The sequence below is a fragment of the Marilutibacter penaei genome, from assembly GCF_014145395.1.
Taxonomy (GTDB): domain Bacteria; phylum Pseudomonadota; class Gammaproteobacteria; order Xanthomonadales; family Xanthomonadaceae; genus Marilutibacter; species Marilutibacter penaei.
Genome location: NZ_JACHTE010000007.1, coordinates 146,048 through 164,169, shown reverse-complemented (window position 1 = coordinate 164,169; position 18,122 = coordinate 146,048). Strand labels below are relative to the sequence as shown.

The following is an 18,122-nucleotide window of genomic DNA, read 5'->3' as shown; positions in this document are numbered from 1 at the left end:
CGTTGCGCTCAGGGCAGCTGGAAGCCGGCCGCCCTTAGCAGGCGAGCGGTGGCGATCAGCGGAAGCCCGACCAGCGCGGTCGGGTCGTCGGTCTGGATGGCGTCGAACAGGGCGATGCCCAGCCCTTCGGATTTGAAGCTGCCTGCGCAATCGAAGGGCTGTTCGGCGTCCAGGTAACGGGCGATCGCCTCGTCAGCCAGGGCGCGGAAACGCACCACCGTCGTGTCCAGGGCCTCGTGGGCATGGAATGCGCCGTCGGCGTCCATGCGGAGTACGCATACCCCGGTGCGGAACTGCACGGCGCGCCCCGACATCGACGACAGTTGCGCGATCGCGTGGGCACGGTCACCGGGCTTGCCCAGCGCACGCCCCTCGAACTGGGCCACCTGGTCCGAGCCGATGACCCAGGCGCCGCGCCGTTGCCGCGCGATCGCGATGGCTTTCGCATGTGCCAGGCGAGCCACCAGCGCTGTCGGGTCTTCGTCCGCGCGGGGCGTCTCGTCCACCTCCGGCCGTGCCGTCTCGAAAGGCAGCCGAAGCCGCGCCAGCAGTTCGCGGCGGTAGGGCGACGTGGACGCGAGCAGGAGCGGCGGCACCGGTCAGGCCGTCGGCGCGCGGGCTTCGTCGATGCGATCAAGCTGGCGCTCGATCCGGGCGCGCGCCACCTCGATGCCTTCGCGCACGCCCCGCAGCTCGGACAGGCTCGCGGCGTTGCCATGGTCGCGCAGCCACAGGCGATGCCGGAGCATTTCCTTCATCGCCTCCTGCACCGGGTCTTCGTCCTGGCTGCCGGCGACCGCTTCGATCTCGGCGCGCGCGGTCCGGAGGCGATCCTCGAGCGCATCGGCGGCGTCGAGGATGTCGCGTACCGCACGCTGGCGCCGCGCGATCCTGTTCACCCACATGAATACGGCAACGGCCAGCGTCGCGAGCAGGCAGGACAGCAGGATCGGGTTCACATGGCGCTCGGGTACGGATGTAGCGACAGTCTGCCGCGGCCGGCCGGTCCGGGCAAACCGCGGCCGGTCCCGCCGGCCTGAATGCCGGGGCCGCGCGGGTTTGACAGCGGGCGGGCGTATCCATAATATTCAGCGGCTTATGTCCGCTGACGTGCCAGCTCCCCAGGTCCACGAGTTCCTCGATGCCTGGCGGATGGTGTCCGCGCGGCGCGGCGTCGCGGGGCGGCTGCCGTTGTCCTCGTTGACCCGCCTGGCCGACAGTCTGGTCGATACCGACGGCGAGGTCAGTTACTCGCTGGATTTCGACCGGGATGCGTTGCAGGTGCCCCATGTCGAACTTCGCGTCGATGCACAGCTGCCGTTGCTGTGCCAACGGACCCTGCAGCGTTTCCTGTTCCCGGTATCGATCGTGCAGAGGCTCGGCCTGATCCGCGACGAGGCGGACGAGGCCGCGCTGCCGGCGGACTACGAACCCCTGCTGGTGCCGGAGGACGGCATGCTGCAGGGCGCCGACCTGGTGGAGGACGAGCTGATCCTTGCCGTGCCGGCGGTGCCGACGATGCCCGGCACGGAGGCGATGGAGCGTGACTGGCCGGCCCCGGAGGCCGACCGGGAGCGCGCCCACCCCTTCGCGGCGCTTTCGGCACTCAAGAAACCATCGGACTGACCGCCTGGCGGTTGGCCGAACATCCCGACGCACCACCTTCAAGTTCCATCTACTGTTTTCCGGAGCACGACCATGGCAGTCCAGAAGTCCCGAGTTTCCCCGTCCAAGCGTGGCATGCGCCGTGGTCATGATTCCCTGACCGCCAAGCAGCTGTCGACCGACCCGACCAGTGGCGAGACCCACGTGCGCCACCACGTCACCGCAGACGGTTACTACCGTGGCAAGAAGGTCGTGGAGCCGAAGGGTCGCGTCGTCGTCGAGGACTGATCCTCCTGCATCGCGCGGGCCCCGCGTCCGCGCGATGCGATGTCGCCCTGGCGGGCGGCCGCGGCTTCAGCGGGAGTGTCCCGCCGCCGGGCTCGAGGCGCCGCGTCCCCGGCGTCGTGCATTCCGGTTGCGGGACTGACCCGGGCCCGCCAGACTGGCGGGCTCATCGCATGCAGTCGGCGGCAACGGTCGCCGGTACGGAGTGGCAATGACACAGCGGCAAGCAGGGGCGGGGGCGGAGCGCGTGTACGCACGCATCGCCGGAACCGGTAGCTACCTTCCCGAGAAGGTGCTGACGAACGCCGACCTGGCGAAGATCGTCGATACCAGCGACGAATGGATCGCGTCCCGTACCGGTATCCGCGAGCGGCATATCGCGGCCGAGGGCGAGACCACCTGCGACCTGGCCTTCCATGCCGCCGCGCGCGCGCTGGAGGCCGCGGACGTCGACGCGTCCGAGCTCGACCTCATCGTCGTCGGCACCACCACGCCCGACCTCATCTTTCCGTCGACCGCCTGCCTGCTGCAGCACCGGCTCGGCGCCAACGGCTGTCCGGCATTCGACGTCAACGCGGCGTGCTCGGGCTTCGTCTATGCCTTGACGGTGGCCGACAAGTTCATCCGTTCGGGCGCGGCGAAGACGGTGCTCGTCGTCGGTGCCGAGACGCTGACCCGGATGCTGGACTGGAACGACCGCTCGACCTGCGTGCTGTTCGGTGACGGCGCGGGTGCGGTCGTGCTCAAGGCCGACGAGGAGACCGGCATCCTCAGCACGCACATGCATGCCGACGGTGCGAAGAAGGAACTGCTGTGGAACCCGGTCGGCGTTTCCGCGGGCTTCAAGCCCGACGAGGAGAACGCCGGCGTCCGGGTGCTGATGACGGGCAACGAAGTCTTCAAGCACGCCGTCAAGGCGCTCGACTCGGTGGTGGAAGAGGCGCTGGAGGCCAATGGCCTGGACCGCCATGAACTGGACTGGCTGATCCCGCACCAGGCCAACCTGCGCATCATCGAGGCCACGGCCAAGCGCCTGGACATGCCGATGGACCGCGTCATCGTCACCGTCGACCGGCATGGCAATACCTCGTCCGGTTCGGTCCCGCTTGCCCTGGACGAAGCCGTGCGCACCGGCAAGGTCCAGCGCGGACAGTTGCTGCTGCTGGAGGCGTTCGGCGGCGGCTTCACTTGGGGGTCGGCGCTGCTCAGGTACTGAGTTGCCCCGACAAGCCAGCGAAACGAACGCCCCGCCCATGCGGGGCGTTTTCGTTGCAGGCGTCACAAGACCATACGTCCGCCCCATTCACCGTACGCATGAGTACAGACGAGGGCGCGGAATCGCCCGTATCATGCGCGCTTCGCTTCAACGGGTTCACGCGTGACTGCTGTTTCCACCGCATTGCATACCGACGCCTCGCTGGCGTTCGTCTTCCCCGGGCAAGGCTCCCAGTCCGTGGGCATGCTGGCCGACCTGGCCGCCTCCGACAGCCTGATTGCCTCCACGTTCGCCGAGGCCAGCGAAGGGGCGGGTGTCGACCTCTGGGCGCTGTCCCAGCAGGGCCCGGAAGAGCAGCTCAACCGCACCGAGTTCACCCAGCCGGCCCTGCTGGCGGCGGGCGTTGCGGTGTGGCGACTGTGGCAGGCGCGTGGCGGCGTGATGCCGGCGCGCCTCGCCGGGCACAGCCTGGGCGAGTACACCGCCCTGGTGGCGGCCGGCGTGCTTTCGTTGGCTGACGCAGCCCGGCTCGTGCGCCTGCGTGGCCAGCTGATGCAGGATGCCGCACCCGCGGGCGTGGGCGGCATGGCCGCGGTGCTGGGTGCCGAGGACGCGCTGGTCGAGGCCGCCTGCAAGGCCGTGTCCACGGACACCGCCGTGGTGGTGCCGGCGAACTACAATTCGCCCGGCCAGATCGTGATCGGTGGCCACGTTGCCGCGGTCGATGCGGCGTTGGTGCAGTTGGCCGAGCAGGGCGTGAAGAAGGCGGTCAAGCTGGCGGTCAGCGTGCCGTCCCACACGCCGCTGATGCGCGATGCCGCCGACCGCCTTGCTGTCGCCATGGACGACATCGCGTGGCAGGCGCCGGCGTTGCCGGTGGTGCAGAACGTCGACGCGGGCGTCCAGGGGGACGTCGCCGCGATCCGTGATGCGCTCGTGCGCCAGCTGTACCTGCCCGTGCAGTGGACCGGCTGCGTGCAGGCCCTCGCGGGCGCGGGCGCCACGCGCATCGCCGAATGCGGCCCCGGCAAGGTGCTGGCCGGGCTCGCCAAGCGCATCGACAAGGCCCTCGATGGTCGCGCCCTCGGCAACCCTGCCGACTTCGACAAGGCGCTGGCCGATTGGCAGTAAGATCGGCCTCGCAGCCGACGGACCGGCCCCGACCCTAGACGTGCCAGGCGTGGCATTGCCGGCGGGGAGCCGCGGGCCCGCCCGGTGCATCGTTCCATTGGAGACCCAGCAATGACCCAGGATTTGAAGGGTGAAGTCGCCCTCGTGACCGGCGCGAGCCGTGGCATCGGCGCGGCGATCGCGGACGAACTCGCGGCGCGCGGCGCGACCGTCGTCGGCACCGCCACGTCCGAGGGCGGCGCGCAGGCCATCGGCGAGCGCCTGTCCGCCCACGGTGGCCATGGTCGCGTGGTCGACGTCGCCGACGCGGCCGCGGTCGAGGCGCTGATCGACGGCATCGCCAAGGAAGTCGGTCCGGTCTCGATCCTGGTGAACAACGCCGGCATCACCCGGGACAACCTGCTGATGCGGATGAAGGACGAGGACTGGCAGGCGATCCTCGACACCAACCTGTCCAGCGTCTTCCGCACCAGCAAGGCGGTGATGCGCGGGATGATGAAGGCGCGCAAGGGCCGCATCATCAACATCGCGTCGGTGATCGGCGTGACCGGCAATGCCGGCCAGGCCAACTACGCGGCGGCGAAGGCCGGCATCATCGCCTTCAGCAAGTCGCTGGCGAAGGAGATCGGTTCGCGCGGCGTCACGGTCAATGTGGTCGCGCCGGGGTTCATCGATACCGACATGACCAAGGCGCTGCCGGAGGATGCCAAGGCCGGCATGCTCGGGCAGATCGCGCTGGGCCGTTTCGGCGAGCCCGCCGACATCGCGCGGGCGGTGGCCTTCCTGGCCGGTCCGTCCGCTGCCTACATCACCGGAGAGACGCTGCACGTCAACGGTGGCATGTACATGCCATGAGGCGTGCGCCGCAGGGACAAGCGGCTGATTTTCAAGCACTTTACCCGGGGCGCACCGCTGCCCCGATTCCATTAGACTATTCCGTCGAATATCCCGTCCGGGAGGAGTGAGAACCCATGAGCAGCATCGAAGAGCGCGTCAAGAAGATCGTCGTCGAACAACTCGGCGTGAAGGAAGAGGAAGTCACCAACAACGCTTCGTTCGTCGACGACCTCGGCGCGGACTCGCTCGACACCGTCGAGCTGGTGATGGCCCTCGAGGAAGAGTTCGAGTGCGAGATCCCGGACGAAGAGGCCGAGAAGATCACCTCGGTGCAGCAGGCGATCGATTACGTCAAGGCGCACGTCAAGGCCTGATCGGACCCGGGCACCGGACGGTCCGGTGCCCACTCGCGACGGTGGGCCTGCCCCGCCGCGGGATGACCGGGGTCGCGACGCGGCCCCGCGTCCTTCCCGGACCCCGGTAAGGGGCCGGGAAAGCCGCGCAGGCGCGCGTCTGGATCCCGTCGCGCACGCGGGTCGACGCACCTGCGTCGATATACAACCCCAAGATCACGCGGTGGCGCCCTGGGCCCGACGGGCGGGACGCGCCGCTGCCGGAGTTCCCAATGTCGCACCGTTCCGCTTCCAGTCGCCGTGTCGTGGTCACCGGCCTCGGCCTCGTTTCTCCCCTGGGCAATGATGTCGCCAGCAGCTGGGACGGGATCGTCAACGGTCGCTCGGGCATCGGTCCGATCACCCACTTCGATGCTTCGGCCTTCACCACGCGCATCGCCGGCGAGGTCCGCGACTTCGACGTCACCCGCTGGGTGAACCCGAAGGACGCGCGAAAGATGGAGCCCTTCATCCAGTACGGCGTCGCCGCGTCCCTCATGGCGCTGCAGGATGCCGCGATCACCGTGGACGACTCCAACGCCGAGCGTGTCGGCGCGATGATCGGCTCCGGCATCGGCGGCCTGCTCGGCATCGAGGAGCAGACCATCAAGTACCATGAGGGCGGTCCGCGCAAGATCTCGCCGTTCTATGTTCCCAGCACCATCATCAACATGTTGCCCGGGCAGGTGTCGCTGATCACCGGCGCCAAGGGGCCGAATTTCTCCGCGGTGTCGGCCTGCGCCACGTCCAACCATTCGATCGGCATGGCGATGCGCATGATCCAGTACGGCGATGCCGACGTCATGATCGCGGGCGGCGCGGAGCGAGGCTCCTCGCCGACTTCGGTGGGCGGCTTCTGTTCGATGAAGGCGATGTCCACCCGCAACGACGAGCCGACCCGGGCCTCGCGCCCCTGGGACAAGGACCGCGATGGCTTCGTGCTGGGTGACGGCGCCGGCGTGCTGATCCTCGAGGAATACGAGCGCGCGAAGGCGCGCGGTGCGCGCATCTACTGCGAACTGGCCGGGTTCGGCGCCAGTTCCGACGCGTTCCACATGACCGCGCCCAGCGAGGACGGCGAGGGACCGTCGCGCTGCATGGCCGCGGCGTTCGCCGATGCCGGCATCAATGCCGACCAGGTGGACTACCTCAACGCACATGGCACCTCGACACCCCTGGGCGACCTGGCCGAGACGCTGGCGATCAAGCGCGCGTTGGGCGAGCATGCCTACCGGACGATGGTCAGCTCGACCAAGTCGATGACCGGCCACCTGCTGGGTGCGGCCGGCGGCGCGGAGGCCATTTTCTCGGTGCTGGCCCTGCACCACGGCATCATCCCGCCCACCATCAACCTGGACGAGGCGGGCGAAGGCTGCGATCTCGACTACGTGCCCAACGTCGCGCGCGAGAAGAAGATCGACGTGGCCGTGTCGAACGGCTTCGGTTTCGGCGGCACCAACGGAACGCTGGTTTTCAAGCGGACCTGAGGACGGCCCCGCACGTTTCGAGGACCCCCGCCAAGGCGGGGGTTTTCCGTTCCATGCCGATGATCCCGGATCGGGCGGGGCAGGGGACGCGAGCGGCCGGATCGTCGACAATGCCCGCATGCTGCTGACCCGGTCCCTGTCCCACCCCATCGACCTGCTCGCGCTGCATCGCATCGATCCGGCGCGTTATCCCATGTTGCTCGAGTCCACCGCGCATGGCACTGCGCAGGGCCGCTGGGACATGGTGCTGGCGACGCGGGGAGAAGCGTTCCGGCAGGAAGCGGACGGCCGCGTCCGTGACCACGCCGGGCGTGACCTGGGCGACGACTTCCTGCAGGCCCTGGACCGGGCCTGGGAGGCGCTCCGGGTGCCACGCGACGAGCCGCGTTGGCCGTTCCGCGGCGGTTGGGCACTGTTGCTGGGCTATGAGCTCGCCGCGCAGGTCGAGCCGGTCCTGCGACTCCCCCCTGCGGCAGGCCCGCTGCCGGTCGCAACGGCCCTCAGATGCCCTGCCGCAGTCCTGCGAGACCACGTGTCGGGCGAGTGCGTCGTGGTGGCCGAACCGGGCCATGAGGATCTTCTCGCGGCGATGCATGCGGACTGTATCCAGGCCGCACGGATGCCCCCCCTCCCGCCGTGGCGGGCGCCGGTTCGGGTGGAGGAAGAGGCACCCGAGCGTTACCTGGAGGGCGTCGAGCGCGTGCTCGCGTACCTGCACGCAGGCGATGTCTTCCAGGTCAATCTGTCGCGTGCATGGCGCGTGGCGTTCGAATCGAAAGTGTCGCCGTCGGCATTGTTCCAGCGCCTGCGCGACCACAACCCCGCGCCGTTCGCGGGCATTTTCGATACCGGGTCGGGTGCGGTGGTCAGTGCTTCGCCGGAGCGCCTCGTTTCAGTGCGTGGCGAGGTGGTCGAGACCCGCCCGATCGCCGGCACGCGGCCACGCGACGCCGGCGATGACGACATCCAGCGGATCCGCGAACTGGTCAGTCACCCGAAGGAGCGCGCGGAGCACGTCATGCTGATCGACCTCGAGCGCAATGACCTGGGACGCGTCTGCGTGCCGGGCAGCGTGGAAGTGGACGAACTGATGACGGTCGAGAGCTACGCGCACGTCCACCATATCGTCAGCAACGTGCGCGGCCGCCTGCGCGCGGACGCCACGCCCGGCCGCGTGGTCCGCGCCGTCTTCCCCGGCGGCACCATCACCGGCTGCCCGAAGGTGCGTTGCATGCAGATCGTCGCGGAGCTGGAAGGGGTGGGGCGTGGCGCCTATACCGGGGCGATGGGATGGTTGAACCGTGATGGCGACCTCGACCTCAACATCCTGATCCGCAGTGCCGAGGTCCACGGCGACGAACTGCGCTTCCGTACCGGTGCAGGGATCGTGGCCGATTCGCAGCCGCAGCGGGAACTGGATGAAACCCGGGCCAAGGCACGCGGCATGATGCGCGCCCTGGGTGCGGACGGCGCGACGACGTAGCCCATGGCCACGGGACAGCAACGGGACTCGACCGCCACCCCCGTCGCCAGGGTGTTTCGCGGCGAACGCGAGGTCGAGGCCATCGACGCTGCCGATCGCGGCCTCGCCTACGGCGATGGTGTGTTCGAAACCCTGCGCGCACACCGCGGCGATGCCCCCTGGTGGGACGCGCATTGGGCACGCCTGCGTCGCGGTGCCCGGGCCCTGGGCCTGCCGGTGCCGGAGGAGGCCCAGGTGCGGGATGTCGCGTGCGCGCTGCTGCGGGGCGAAGACGCGGTACTCAAAGTACTGCTGACCCGTGGCGTCGGCGGCCGGGGCTACGCACCGCCGCATGCCGCCGTGCCTACGTGGGTCGTCTCGCGGCACCCCTTGCCCCCAGCACCGCCCGAAGCCGGGCTGCGGGTGCGCTGGTGCCACACCCGGCTGGCCATCCAGCCGGGCCTCGCCGGACTGAAGCACTGCAACCGGCTTGAACAGGTGCTGGCGCGCGCGGAGGCCGGGATGCCCGGCACCGACGCGCCCTCCAGCGATGAGCGCCCCAGCGACGAAGGACTCATGCTCAGTACGGCGGGTGATGTCATCAGTGCCACCAGTGCCAACCTGTTCGTGTTGCGCGACGGGCAATGGTGGACGCCACCGGTGACCGGTTGCGGGGTCGCCGGCATCTGCCGCGCCTGGGTGCTCGCCCACGCGCCTGCCGGCGAGGCGGTCATGGCGCCCCGGGACGTCGAAGCTGCCGACGCGGTTTTCCTGTGCAACGCGGTGCGCGGTATCCTCCCCGTGGCACGGCTGGCGACGCGGTGCTGGGCGCGCCATCCACGGCTGGAAGCCCTGCGCGCGCAGTTCGCCGCCGATGTTCCCGCGTTCGCCCTGGAGACCCCGTGAGTCGAAACCTGTTGCGCCGCATCGGCGTGCTGATCCTGTTGCTGGTCCTGCTCGCGGCCCTGGCCGGGTTCTGGGCATGGCAGCGCTACCAGGCCTTCGCGGGCATCCCGGTCCATGGAATCGAAGCGCCGGCCGCGTTGCTGGTCGAGCGTGGCGACTCGTTGCCGGTGGTGCTGGCCAAGCTCCGCGCGCTCGGCGTCCGCGGCGGGCATGAAGCCGAGTGGCGCTTGCTCGCGCGCGAGATGGGTGCCGCGGGGCGCCTGCAGGTGGGCGAGTACGCGATCGACCCCGGCATGACGCCGCGTGACATCCTGGCGGCCCTGCGCGATGGGCGTGTCGTCCGCCATGCCTTCGCGATCATCCCCGGGCGCACCTTCCGCGAACTGCGTGCCGCGCTGGCCCGCGAGTCGCTGCTGGAGCAGGAGATCGAGGACCTGGACGACGGTGCGGTCATGGCGGCCCTGGGCCAGCCAGGCCAGCATCCCGAAGGGCGTTTCCTGCCCGAGACCTACCATTACACCCGCGGCGACAGCGACCTGGATCTGTTGCGTCGGGCCCATGCGGCGATGCAGGAGGCGCTGGATGCCGCCTGGGCCACGCGAAGCGACGACAGCGTCCTGGGTTCGCCGGATGAGCTGCTGACTTTGGCCTCCATCGTGGAGAAGGAAAGCGGGATCGCCAGCGAGCGGCCCCGTGTCGCCGGGGTGTTCGAGCGGCGGTTGCGCATCGGCATGAAGCTCCAGACCGACCCGACGGTCATATACGGACTCGGCTCCGCTTACGATGGCAACATCCGGCGGCGTGACCTGGACACCGACACGCCCTACAACACCTACACGCGTGGCGGCCTGCCCCCGACGCCGATCGCGATGCCCAGCGCCGGCGCACTCGAGGCCACCGCGAACCCCATCGATGACGGGGCGCTGTACTTCGTGGCACTGGGCGACGGCAGTGGCCGGCACGCCTTTTCGCGGACTCTCGCCGAGCACAACGCCGCGGTCGTGCGTTACCTGCGTCGCTATCGCGCGGCCCGCGAGGCCGACGCCGGGACCGCCGCGGGTACCGGCCCGGAGTCCCCGTGAGCCTGCACCGCCAGCCCCGTTTCATCAGTCTCGAGGGAGGCGAGGGGGCCGGGAAGTCCACCGTGCTGGAGCGCCTTGCGGAACGGCTGCACGCCACCGGCGATGAAGTGGTCGTGACGCGCGAACCCGGGGGCACGCCCCTGGCCGAACAGGTCCGCCGCCTGCTCCTCGATCCGGACCATGAGGCACCCGCGGCCAATACCGAGCTGTTGCTCGTGTTCGCCGCGCGTGCCCAGCATGTGCGGGAAACGGTGCTGCCTGCACTCGAGCGCGGTGCCTGGGTGCTGAGCGATCGCTTCAGCGATGCCAGCTATGCGTACCAGGGCGCCGCCCGGGGCCTGGATGCAGGCTTCATCGCGGAACTCGAACGCCGGGTCGTCGGCATCGAGCCCGCCCTGACGCTCCTCCTTGACGTGCCGGTCGAGGTGGGGTTGGCCCGCATCCAGGGGCGTGGTGGGATGGACCGCATCGAGTCCGAACACACCGCCTTCTTCGAGCGCGTCCGGGCCGGCTACCTTGAACGTGCGCGCGCGGCACCCGGGCGCATCCGTGTGATCGACGCCAGCCAGCCGCGGGAGATCGTCGGCGACCTCGCCGAAGGGCTGCTGTCCGCGCACATCCAGGCGAACCGCGCATGAGTCCGCCGCGCACCGCCCTGGCCCCGTGGCAGCAGCGCGTATACGACCGCGTGGCGGCCGCGCTCGATGCAGGTCGCCTGGGACATGCGCTGCTGTTCTGCGGGCCGGCCCTGCTGGGCAAGCGGGTCGTCGCTGAGCGGCTCGCGCAGCGCGTGTTGTGCCAGCATCGTGCCCCCGGGCAGGATGCCTGCGGGCATTGCCGGGCCTGCGAGCTGTTCGCGCAGCGTCACCAGCTCGACCCCGTGGAGACGCGGCCGGACGGCCTGCCGGCACATCCCTTCGGTCGCCCGGGCCATCCGGATGCGGTCTTCGTGGGCCACGTGCTCAACGAGAAGGCGCGACCGCCGAAGATGCGTACTGAAATCGTCATCGAACAGATCCGCCAGCTGTCCGAGCGGCTGTCGCTGACGCCCCAATACGGGACGGCGCTGGTCGCGCTGCTCGACCCGGCGGACGCCATCAACACCGCCGCCGGCAACGCCCTGCTCAAGACCCTGGAGGAGCCGGTATCCGGCCGCTACCTCTGGCTGTTGAGCGCGCAGCCCGGGCGCCTCCCGGCCACCATCCGCAGCCGTTGCCAGCGAATCGAGTTCCACCTGCCGCCGCGGGACGAAGCCGAGGCCTGGCTTGTCGGGCGCGGGCACGATGCGGGCGACGCATGCGAGGCGCTGGACGCCGCACGCGGACACCCGGGCCTCGCCGACGCCTGGCTGACCGGCGATGGACTGGCCTTGCGCCGGGAGGTCGCCGGCGACCTTGCCGCGCTGGGCAAGGGGCGCGCGTCACCGGCTGAAGTCGCCCAGCGGTGGAGCGCCGACGATGGCCTCGCCTTGCGGCTGCGGCATGCCGCCGACCTGGCGCTGGCGGATGCCTCGGGCTTGACCGACCCGGCCGCGGCGAGCAGTCTGGCGGAGTGGTTCGACAAGGCGAACCGGACACGCGACCTGCTGCGCACCACGGTGCGCGCGGACCTCGCGGTCGTGGAACTGCTCCTGGCGTGGCGCAAACGTGCGCGACGCCAGGGGGTTTGAACAAGGAGACCGCCATGCAGGACGCGGACGACGCAATCGACAGGCTCGAACAGGGGACATTCGGATGAGTGGCAAAGGGCGACAGGGCATCCTGACCCTGGCGATCAAGGACAAGGCGCAGCTGTACAACGCCTACATGCCGTTCCTGCGCGGCGGCGGCATCTTCGTGCAGACGCCGAACCGCTACTTCATCGGCAACGAGGTCTTTTTGATGCTGACGCTGCCGGAGTCGAACGACCGCATGCCGGTCGCGGGCAAGGTCGTCTGGGTGACGCCGCTGGGGGCGCAGGGGAACCGGCCGGCCGGGGTCGGGGTGCAGTTCAACGAGGGCCACGATGCCGAAGTCGTTCGCGGCAAGATCGAGGCGCTGCTGGCCGGCCAGCTGCAGTCGGATCGGGCCACCTTCACGATGTAGCCCCGGTGGTCACCGTGTGGCCAATCAGGCAGGCGGGCCTTGGCCCGCCTGCGTCGTTCAGGCCCTGAGCGCGGGGTTGTCCCAGCCCGGTCGCGGCGCGAAGCGCGCGCCATGCGCGGCCTGCAGCGCCTTCAGCTTCTCCAGCAGGGCCTCCGGACCGGCGTCGCGGACGTACTGGATCGGGCCGCCCCGGAAGGGCGCGAAGCCCGTGCCGAAGATCACGCCGGCGTCCAGCATGTCCGCGTCGGCGACCACGCCATCATGCAGGCATGCCACCGCTTCGTTGAGCAGCGGCAGGACCAGCCGGTGCTCCAGGTCCGCGGGGGCTTTGTAGTCCTTCGGCAGCTCCGGCTTGACGGGCTTGCCCTCCGACCACCGGTAGAGGCCCTGGCCGTCCTTCTTGCCCCGCTTGCCCGGCTCCACGCTTCCCAGCGAAGCGGGTACCTCGAGGCCGAGGAAGGGCGCGAGCTCGGCACCGACGCCCGCCGCCACGTCCAGGCCGACCGTGTCGATCAGTTCGATGGGGCCCATCGGCATGCCGAACTTCACCGCGGCCTTGTCGATCGCAGGCCCCGGGATGCCCTCGGCATACGCGGTCGCGGCTTCGAGCATGTAGGGGAACAGCACGCGGTTGACCAGGAAGCCCGGCGTTCCGGCGACGGGCACCGGCAGCTTGCCGATCGCCTTGCAGAACGCCGCCAGCCGCTGCTGCGTCTCGTCCGCCAACCGGTCGTGGTGGATGATCTCGACCAGCGGCATCAGTGCCACCGGGTTGAAGTAATGCAGGCCGCCGAAGCGGGCCGGGTGCTGGAGCTGCTCGCAAAGCTCGGAGAGCGGGATCGACGATGTATTGGTCGTCAGCAGGGCGTCCGGCTTCAGGCGCGGCTCGACGGTCGCGTAGAGGTCCCGCTTGGCCTCCGGATTTTCGATGATCGCTTCGATGACGAGGTCGGCTTCCGCAACGCCGTCGCCCGCCAGGTCGCCACGCAGGCGTGCATGCGTCTGCTCGCGCCTGGCGTCGTCCTTGACCTTCTTGTCGAACATCGCCCGACCGCGTGCCAGCGCCCCGTCGATGAACCGCTGCTCGCGGTCCTGGAGGGTGACTTCGAATCCCTTGTAGGCCGACCACGCGGCGATGTCGCCGCCCATCACGCCGGCCCCGACGACATGGACCCTGGCTATGCGGTGGGCCTGGCTGCCCTGCGCCTTCAGGCGCTCCTGCAGGAAGAACACGCGGATCAGGTTGCGGGCCGTCGCGGTGCCCGCGAGCTTGACCACCGACTTCCGCTCCGCGGCCAGCAGGGTCTGGATCCCGCCACCGGCGCGCTTCCAGGTGTTGATGAGCGCGTAGGGGGCCGGATAGTGGTCCTTGCGCGCTTTTCGCGCGACCTGTCGGGCCAGGATCGGCGCCAGCGCCTGGCGGACCGGCCAGGTATTGGTGATCCAGCCGAGCGCGCGCTGCCTGAGCGGACGCACGCCCCCCCGCAACGCGCGCTTCGCCGCTTCGTCCTCGATGAGGGGGGCGTCGACCACCTTGTCGACCAACCCGATCGCGCGCGCCGCGGAGGCGGACAGGGTCCGGCCCGTCAGCATCATGTCGAAGGCCGCCGGGGCGCCGACCAGGCGCGGGAGCCGCACGCTGCCGCCCCAGCCCGGATAGATGCCGAGCTTCACTTCGGGCAGGCCGATGCGCGTGGACGGGTCGTTGCTTGCGACCCGTTGGTCGCATGCCAGGGCGATCTCCGTGCCGCCGCCCATGCAGAACCCGTGGATCGCCGCGACGGTCGGGCAGGGCAGTTCCGACAGGCGCTGGAACACCTGCTGGCCGCGGTGGATGGCATCGCCCACCGTGCCCTTCTCGCCGAAGCTCGCGAACTCCTTGATGTCGGCGCCGGCGATGAACCCCTTGTCCTTCGCGGACACGAGCACCAGGCCCTTGGGCGGATCCATCGCCAGCCGCTCCAGCAGGCCGTCCAGTTCGATCAGCACGTCCTGGGCGAACGTGTTCACCGATGCGTCGGCACGGTCGAAAGCGAGGACCAGCACGCCATCGTCGCGAAGCCGCGTGCGCCAGTGCTGGAAGCGGAGACCGTCGAGGCCAGCGATCATGTACACCATCCGTTAACGTATGGAAGGGCGATATCATCCCGGGGGCGTTCCATCGCCGTCAAATGCGCGACGGCGGGACGATACCGCGTCATTGTCCCGTGGCCACCGTAAAAGTCCCGTGCAGCGGTCCGGCTCCGGGATGCGGCGGGCGCCGGGGCCACCATGACGATCCACGCTTGCGGCGCGCCCTGCCGCCCCCATTAATGACAGGGATTGAACTTTTCTCCCACGGGCGTGTCCCATTGTTCGGCCAAGGCCGAGCTGACAGGAGTGCCGGCGCGGCATGGCCGAACAGAAACTTGCTCAAGACGACGCCCAGGGGCGGGACAGCGGGCTGGACCAGGCACTGGTCCGCCGGGTCCAGCAGGGCGATGGCGCGGCCTTCGATGCCCTGGTGCGCAAGTACCAGCATCGGATCGTCGGGCTCATCGGACGTTACGTGTCCGACTGGAGCGAGTGCCAGGACGTGGCCCAGGAGACCTTCATGCGTGCCTATCGCGCGCTTGGCAATTTCCGGGGCGACGCCCAGTTCTCCACCTGGCTGCACCGGATCGCCGTGAATACCGCCAAGAACCATCTCGTCGCCCAGAACCGCCGCCCGCCGACCGATGACGTCGACGCGGTCGACGCCGAGCAGTTCGATGGAGGCATCCGGCTCCGCGACACCGACACGCCCGAGCACGAACTCATGCGCCAGCAGGTGGAACGGACCGTGATGGACACGGTGCAGTCGCTGCCCCCGGAGTTGAGGGATGCCATCACGCTCCGGGAAGTCGAAGGCCTGAGTTACGAGGAGATCGCCCGGCAGATGGATTGCCCGATCGGCACCGTTCGTTCGCGGATCTTCCGCGCGCGCGAGGCGATCGACGAGCAGCTCAGGCCATTGCTGGACAATACCTCCGAGCGGGAGCCCCGAGCCTCATGACATCCACGACGACGCCCCATTCCGACGACCGGGAGGCGCTGTGCGCCCTGTTCGACGACGAGTTGCATGGCGACGCCGCACGCTTCGCGTACCGGCGACTCGAGCATGATGCCGCCTGGCGCGAGACGGTCGGTCGCTGGCAGCTGAGCGGCGACGTGCTTCGGCAGCAGGCGCAGGGCGTGGCACCTGCCGGTTTTGGCGCGCGTGTCGCGCTGGCGCTGGAAGACGAACGCGCGGCCCCCGCTTTGCTGGCGGGGACCGGAACGGGCGGTGGTTCCGGTGCGCGCGGGGCGCGGCGGTGGATCCCTGGGGCGGCACTCGCGGCATCCGTGGCGGTGGCGGCGCTTTTCGTGGTGCGTCCGGGCGATGAACCGGTCTCCCCGGCCTCCGGACTCGCTTCCCAGGGACCATCGGATCGCCCGGCGGTGGCTGCTGCGGAGGTTCCAGGCGTGCTTCCGGGCGTGGAGTCAGAGCGTGCGGATGCGGCTGTCGTCGCCTCGACCGGAGGGAGGGTGGCTGGACGGGAACGCGTCGAGGCGCCCGGATCACGCATCGCCGGATCACGCATCGAAGATCCCGCCCCGCCGGCCGTGGCTCCCTCCGCTGGAACCGTGGCGCCTGCCACGGCGGAGCGTGTCATCGCGGAGGCCGGCACGCCGATCCCGGAGGATCCCTTCCAGGCGCCCCGGATGGATGCGGGCGAGCAGGCGAGGCCTTGGCCCAAGGCGGTGTTGCCGGGCTACGGCGATCGCGGCTTCACCGTGGAATACGGCCAAGCGGCGCCTGCGTCGTTCTATCCGTTCGACCCCCGGGTGCATGACGAGGCGGATCCGCCTCCGTCCTCGACGCCCGTCGAGCCACCCCCGCGGACCCATTGAAAGGCCACCGTCCGGCGCCAACGGGCCGGGCGGTCTTCCCCCTCTTCCGTTTCCCTCCACACGAGGCCGATTCCATGAACCGACCGCTTCGCGCAATCGCTTTGTCCGGACTCATCGCTGCCGCCTTGCCGGTGGCCTGCACCGCGCAGCCTCCCGCCACGGCGGATGCAGGAACCGATACAGGAGCCCAAGGCAGCTCCATCGCGCCCGCGCCGGCGCAGACGCCGGCTGCGCCGCTGGTGTCCGGGCTGCCCGATTTCACCCGCCTGGTCCAACAGGTGGGTCCTGCCGTCGTCAGCATCCGGGCTGAGATCGCACCCCGGAGAGCGGCCCGCGGAGGCGTGCCCGATGACCAGATTCCGGAATTCTTCCGCCGGTTCTTCGGCGACCAGCTGCCGCAGGCGCCCCGGGGGCCGCAAGGCGGTGGCGTCTCGCAGGGCACGGGCTTCCTGATCTCGGCGGACGGCTACCTGCTGACCAACCACCACGTCGTGGACGGTGCCGATACCGTCACGGTGTCGATGTCGGACAGCCGCGAATACCCCGCGAAGGTGATCGGCACCGACGAGCAGTACGATGTCGCCCTGCTCAAGGTCGATGCCAGCGCGCTGCCGTTCCTGCGCATCGCCAATGCCGACCTGACCAGGCCCGGCCAGTGGGTGGTCGCCATCGGCTCGCCGTTCGGGCTGGACCACTCGGTGACCGCCGGCATCGTGAGTGCGGTCGGCCGCAGCAACCCCTATTCCGGCCAGCAGTACGTGCCCTTCATCCAGAGCGACGTGGCGATCAACCGCGGCAACTCGGGTGGCCCGCTGCTCAATACCAGCGGCGAGGTGATCGGCATCAACAGCCAGATCTTCTCCAATTCGGGCGGCTACATGGGGGTCAGTTTCGCGATCCCGATCGACCTCGCCATGAACGCCGCCGAGCAGCTCAAGACCACCGGCAGCGTGCGCCGCGGCATGCTGGGCGTGAACATCCAGCCCGTCCTGGCCGAGCAGATCGAAGCACTGGGGCTCAGCGACACCGCCGGCGCGCTGGTCAACAACGTGCAGCCGGGCAGCGCGGCCGACAAGGCCGGCATCCGCCGCATGGACGTGATCCGGGAGGTCGACGGCAAGCGCGTCGGGTCGGCGGCCGACCTGCCGCCGCTGATCGGTGCCCGTCCGCCGGGCTCGAAGGTCGACCTGACCGTGATGCGCGACGGGCGCAGCCGCGAGGTCAGCGTGACGCTCGACGCCCTCGAAGGCGAGCTGGTCGCGGCGAACGACGATGGCGAAGCAGCGGGCGCCCCCTCGCAGGCGCGCCCGGCCAGCGGCAACCCGCTCGGTCTGGGCACGCAGGGGCTCAGTGGAGCGCAGCGGGCGCAGCTGGGCCTGAACGACGACGAGGGCGTCCTGGTCACGGGTGTCGAGAGTGCGGCGGCCCGTGCGGCCGGCATCAGCCCGGGCGACGTGATCCTGTCGGTGGGCAGCGAGGCCGTGGATTCGCCTGCCAGCCTGGACCGCGCATTGCGGGGCCTGGAGGGCGGCGACACCGCGATGCTGCTGGTCCGCAGCCGCAACGGCCTGACCCAGTACCGCGCGGTGACGCTCGACGGGAAGGGCTGAACCCACGCACCGCGGGAACCGGGCGGACGGGCCCGGTTCCCCGGTCGCCATGCGATAATCGCGCGTTAACCTTTGCGCCCATCCCCGGTCCGGCCCATCTTCTGGCGCCGGCC

19 protein-coding genes are annotated in these 18,122 nt (G+C 69.8%); 16 read left to right on the top strand and 3 right to left on the bottom strand.

What is annotated here, in order from left to right; all coding sequences use genetic code 11:
- Positions 1-8: 8 nt before the first annotated feature.
- On the bottom strand, positions 9-596 hold the full coding sequence (locus tag H4F99_RS11125; RefSeq protein WP_182669817.1) for a Maf family nucleotide pyrophosphatase: 588 nt from the start codon (positions 594-596) through the stop codon (positions 9-11).
- 3 nt (positions 597-599) lie between these two features.
- On the bottom strand, positions 600-959 hold the full coding sequence (locus H4F99_RS11120) for a hypothetical protein (protein ID WP_182669816.1): 360 nt from the start codon (positions 957-959) through the stop codon (positions 600-602).
- Between the two features lie 139 nt (positions 960-1,098).
- On the opposite strand from H4F99_RS11120, the gene H4F99_RS11115 reads away from it, so the two are divergent.
- The 13 genes from H4F99_RS11115 to H4F99_RS11055 all read left to right on the top strand — a co-directional run bounded on the left by H4F99_RS11115 (position 1,099) and on the right by H4F99_RS11055 (position 12,487).
- Complete coding sequence (locus H4F99_RS11115; protein ID WP_182669815.1) at positions 1,099-1,626, top strand: YceD family protein; 528 nt, start codon at positions 1,099-1,101, stop codon at positions 1,624-1,626.
- 72 nt (positions 1,627-1,698) lie between these two features.
- Positions 1,699-1,893, top strand: coding sequence for a 50S ribosomal protein L32 (gene rpmF, locus H4F99_RS11110; protein ID WP_182669814.1), 195 nt, complete (start codon positions 1,699-1,701; stop codon positions 1,891-1,893).
- Positions 1,894-2,101: 208 nt separating this feature from the next.
- Positions 2,102-3,106 (top strand): beta-ketoacyl-ACP synthase III, encoded by a 1,005-nt coding sequence (locus H4F99_RS11105; protein WP_182669813.1) that lies wholly within the window; start codon positions 2,102-2,104, stop codon positions 3,104-3,106.
- 183 nt (positions 3,107-3,289) lie between these two features.
- A complete protein-coding gene (fabD, locus tag H4F99_RS11100; protein ID WP_281369250.1) occupies positions 3,290-4,237 on the top strand; it encodes an ACP S-malonyltransferase in 948 nt (315 codons plus the stop codon).
- A gap of 111 nt (positions 4,238-4,348) precedes the next feature.
- Complete coding sequence (fabG, locus tag H4F99_RS11095) at positions 4,349-5,092, top strand: 3-oxoacyl-ACP reductase FabG (RefSeq protein WP_182669812.1); 744 nt, start codon at positions 4,349-4,351, stop codon at positions 5,090-5,092.
- 116 nt (positions 5,093-5,208) lie between these two features.
- The gene (gene acpP, locus H4F99_RS11090) at positions 5,209-5,448 is read left to right on the top strand and encodes an acyl carrier protein (protein WP_036135371.1); all 240 of its coding nucleotides are present in this window, start codon (positions 5,209-5,211) and stop codon (positions 5,446-5,448) included.
- A 251-nt stretch (positions 5,449-5,699) separates the two neighbouring features.
- A complete protein-coding gene (gene fabF, locus H4F99_RS11085) occupies positions 5,700-6,953 on the top strand; it encodes a beta-ketoacyl-ACP synthase II (protein WP_182669811.1) in 1,254 nt (417 codons plus the stop codon).
- Positions 6,954-7,071: 118 nt separating this feature from the next.
- Positions 7,072-8,436, top strand: a complete 1,365-nt coding sequence (locus H4F99_RS11080; RefSeq protein ID WP_182669810.1) for an aminodeoxychorismate synthase component I — start codon at positions 7,072-7,074, stop codon at positions 8,434-8,436.
- Positions 8,437-8,439: 3 nt separating this feature from the next.
- On the top strand, positions 8,440-9,321 hold the full coding sequence (gene pabC / locus H4F99_RS11075) for an aminodeoxychorismate lyase (protein WP_182669809.1): 882 nt from the start codon (positions 8,440-8,442) through the stop codon (positions 9,319-9,321).
- Entirely contained in the window at positions 9,318-10,403 is a 1,086-nt protein-coding gene (mltG, locus tag H4F99_RS11070) for an endolytic transglycosylase MltG (RefSeq protein WP_343064200.1), read from the top strand. The genes pabC and mltG overlap by 4 nt, the downstream gene beginning before the upstream one ends.
- Entirely contained in the window at positions 10,400-11,041 is a 642-nt protein-coding gene (gene tmk / locus H4F99_RS11065; protein WP_182669808.1) for a dTMP kinase, read from the top strand. Before mltG ends, tmk begins: the two co-directional genes overlap by 4 nt.
- Positions 11,038-12,072 (top strand): DNA polymerase III subunit delta', encoded by a 1,035-nt coding sequence (locus H4F99_RS11060; protein ID WP_182669807.1) that lies wholly within the window; start codon positions 11,038-11,040, stop codon positions 12,070-12,072. The genes tmk and H4F99_RS11060 overlap by 4 nt, the downstream gene beginning before the upstream one ends.
- A gap of 64 nt (positions 12,073-12,136) precedes the next feature.
- Positions 12,137-12,487 (top strand): PilZ domain-containing protein, encoded by a 351-nt coding sequence (locus H4F99_RS11055; protein WP_182669806.1) that lies wholly within the window; start codon positions 12,137-12,139, stop codon positions 12,485-12,487.
- Between the two features lie 57 nt (positions 12,488-12,544).
- On the opposite strand, the gene H4F99_RS11050 is transcribed toward H4F99_RS11055, so the two are convergent.
- Positions 12,545-14,596, bottom strand: coding sequence for a 3-hydroxyacyl-CoA dehydrogenase NAD-binding domain-containing protein (locus H4F99_RS11050; RefSeq protein WP_182669805.1), 2,052 nt, complete (start codon positions 14,594-14,596; stop codon positions 12,545-12,547).
- Between the two features lie 283 nt (positions 14,597-14,879).
- Here H4F99_RS11050 and rpoE point away from each other — a divergent pair, with 283 nt between their 5' ends.
- From rpoE to H4F99_RS11035, 3 genes are all read left to right on the top strand, one after another.
- Positions 14,880-15,521 (top strand): RNA polymerase sigma factor RpoE, encoded by a 642-nt coding sequence (rpoE, locus tag H4F99_RS11045; RefSeq protein WP_182669804.1) that lies wholly within the window; start codon positions 14,880-14,882, stop codon positions 15,519-15,521.
- Positions 15,518-16,399 carry a sigma-E factor negative regulatory protein gene (locus H4F99_RS11040; RefSeq protein WP_182669803.1) on the top strand — a complete coding sequence of 294 codons (882 nt, stop codon included), beginning with the start codon at positions 15,518-15,520 and terminating at the stop codon, positions 16,397-16,399. The genes rpoE and H4F99_RS11040 overlap by 4 nt, the downstream gene beginning before the upstream one ends.
- Before the next feature lie 74 nt (positions 16,400-16,473).
- Positions 16,474-18,009, top strand: coding sequence for a Do family serine endopeptidase (locus H4F99_RS11035; RefSeq protein WP_182669802.1), 1,536 nt, complete (start codon positions 16,474-16,476; stop codon positions 18,007-18,009).
- Positions 18,010-18,122 lie beyond the last annotated feature (113 nt).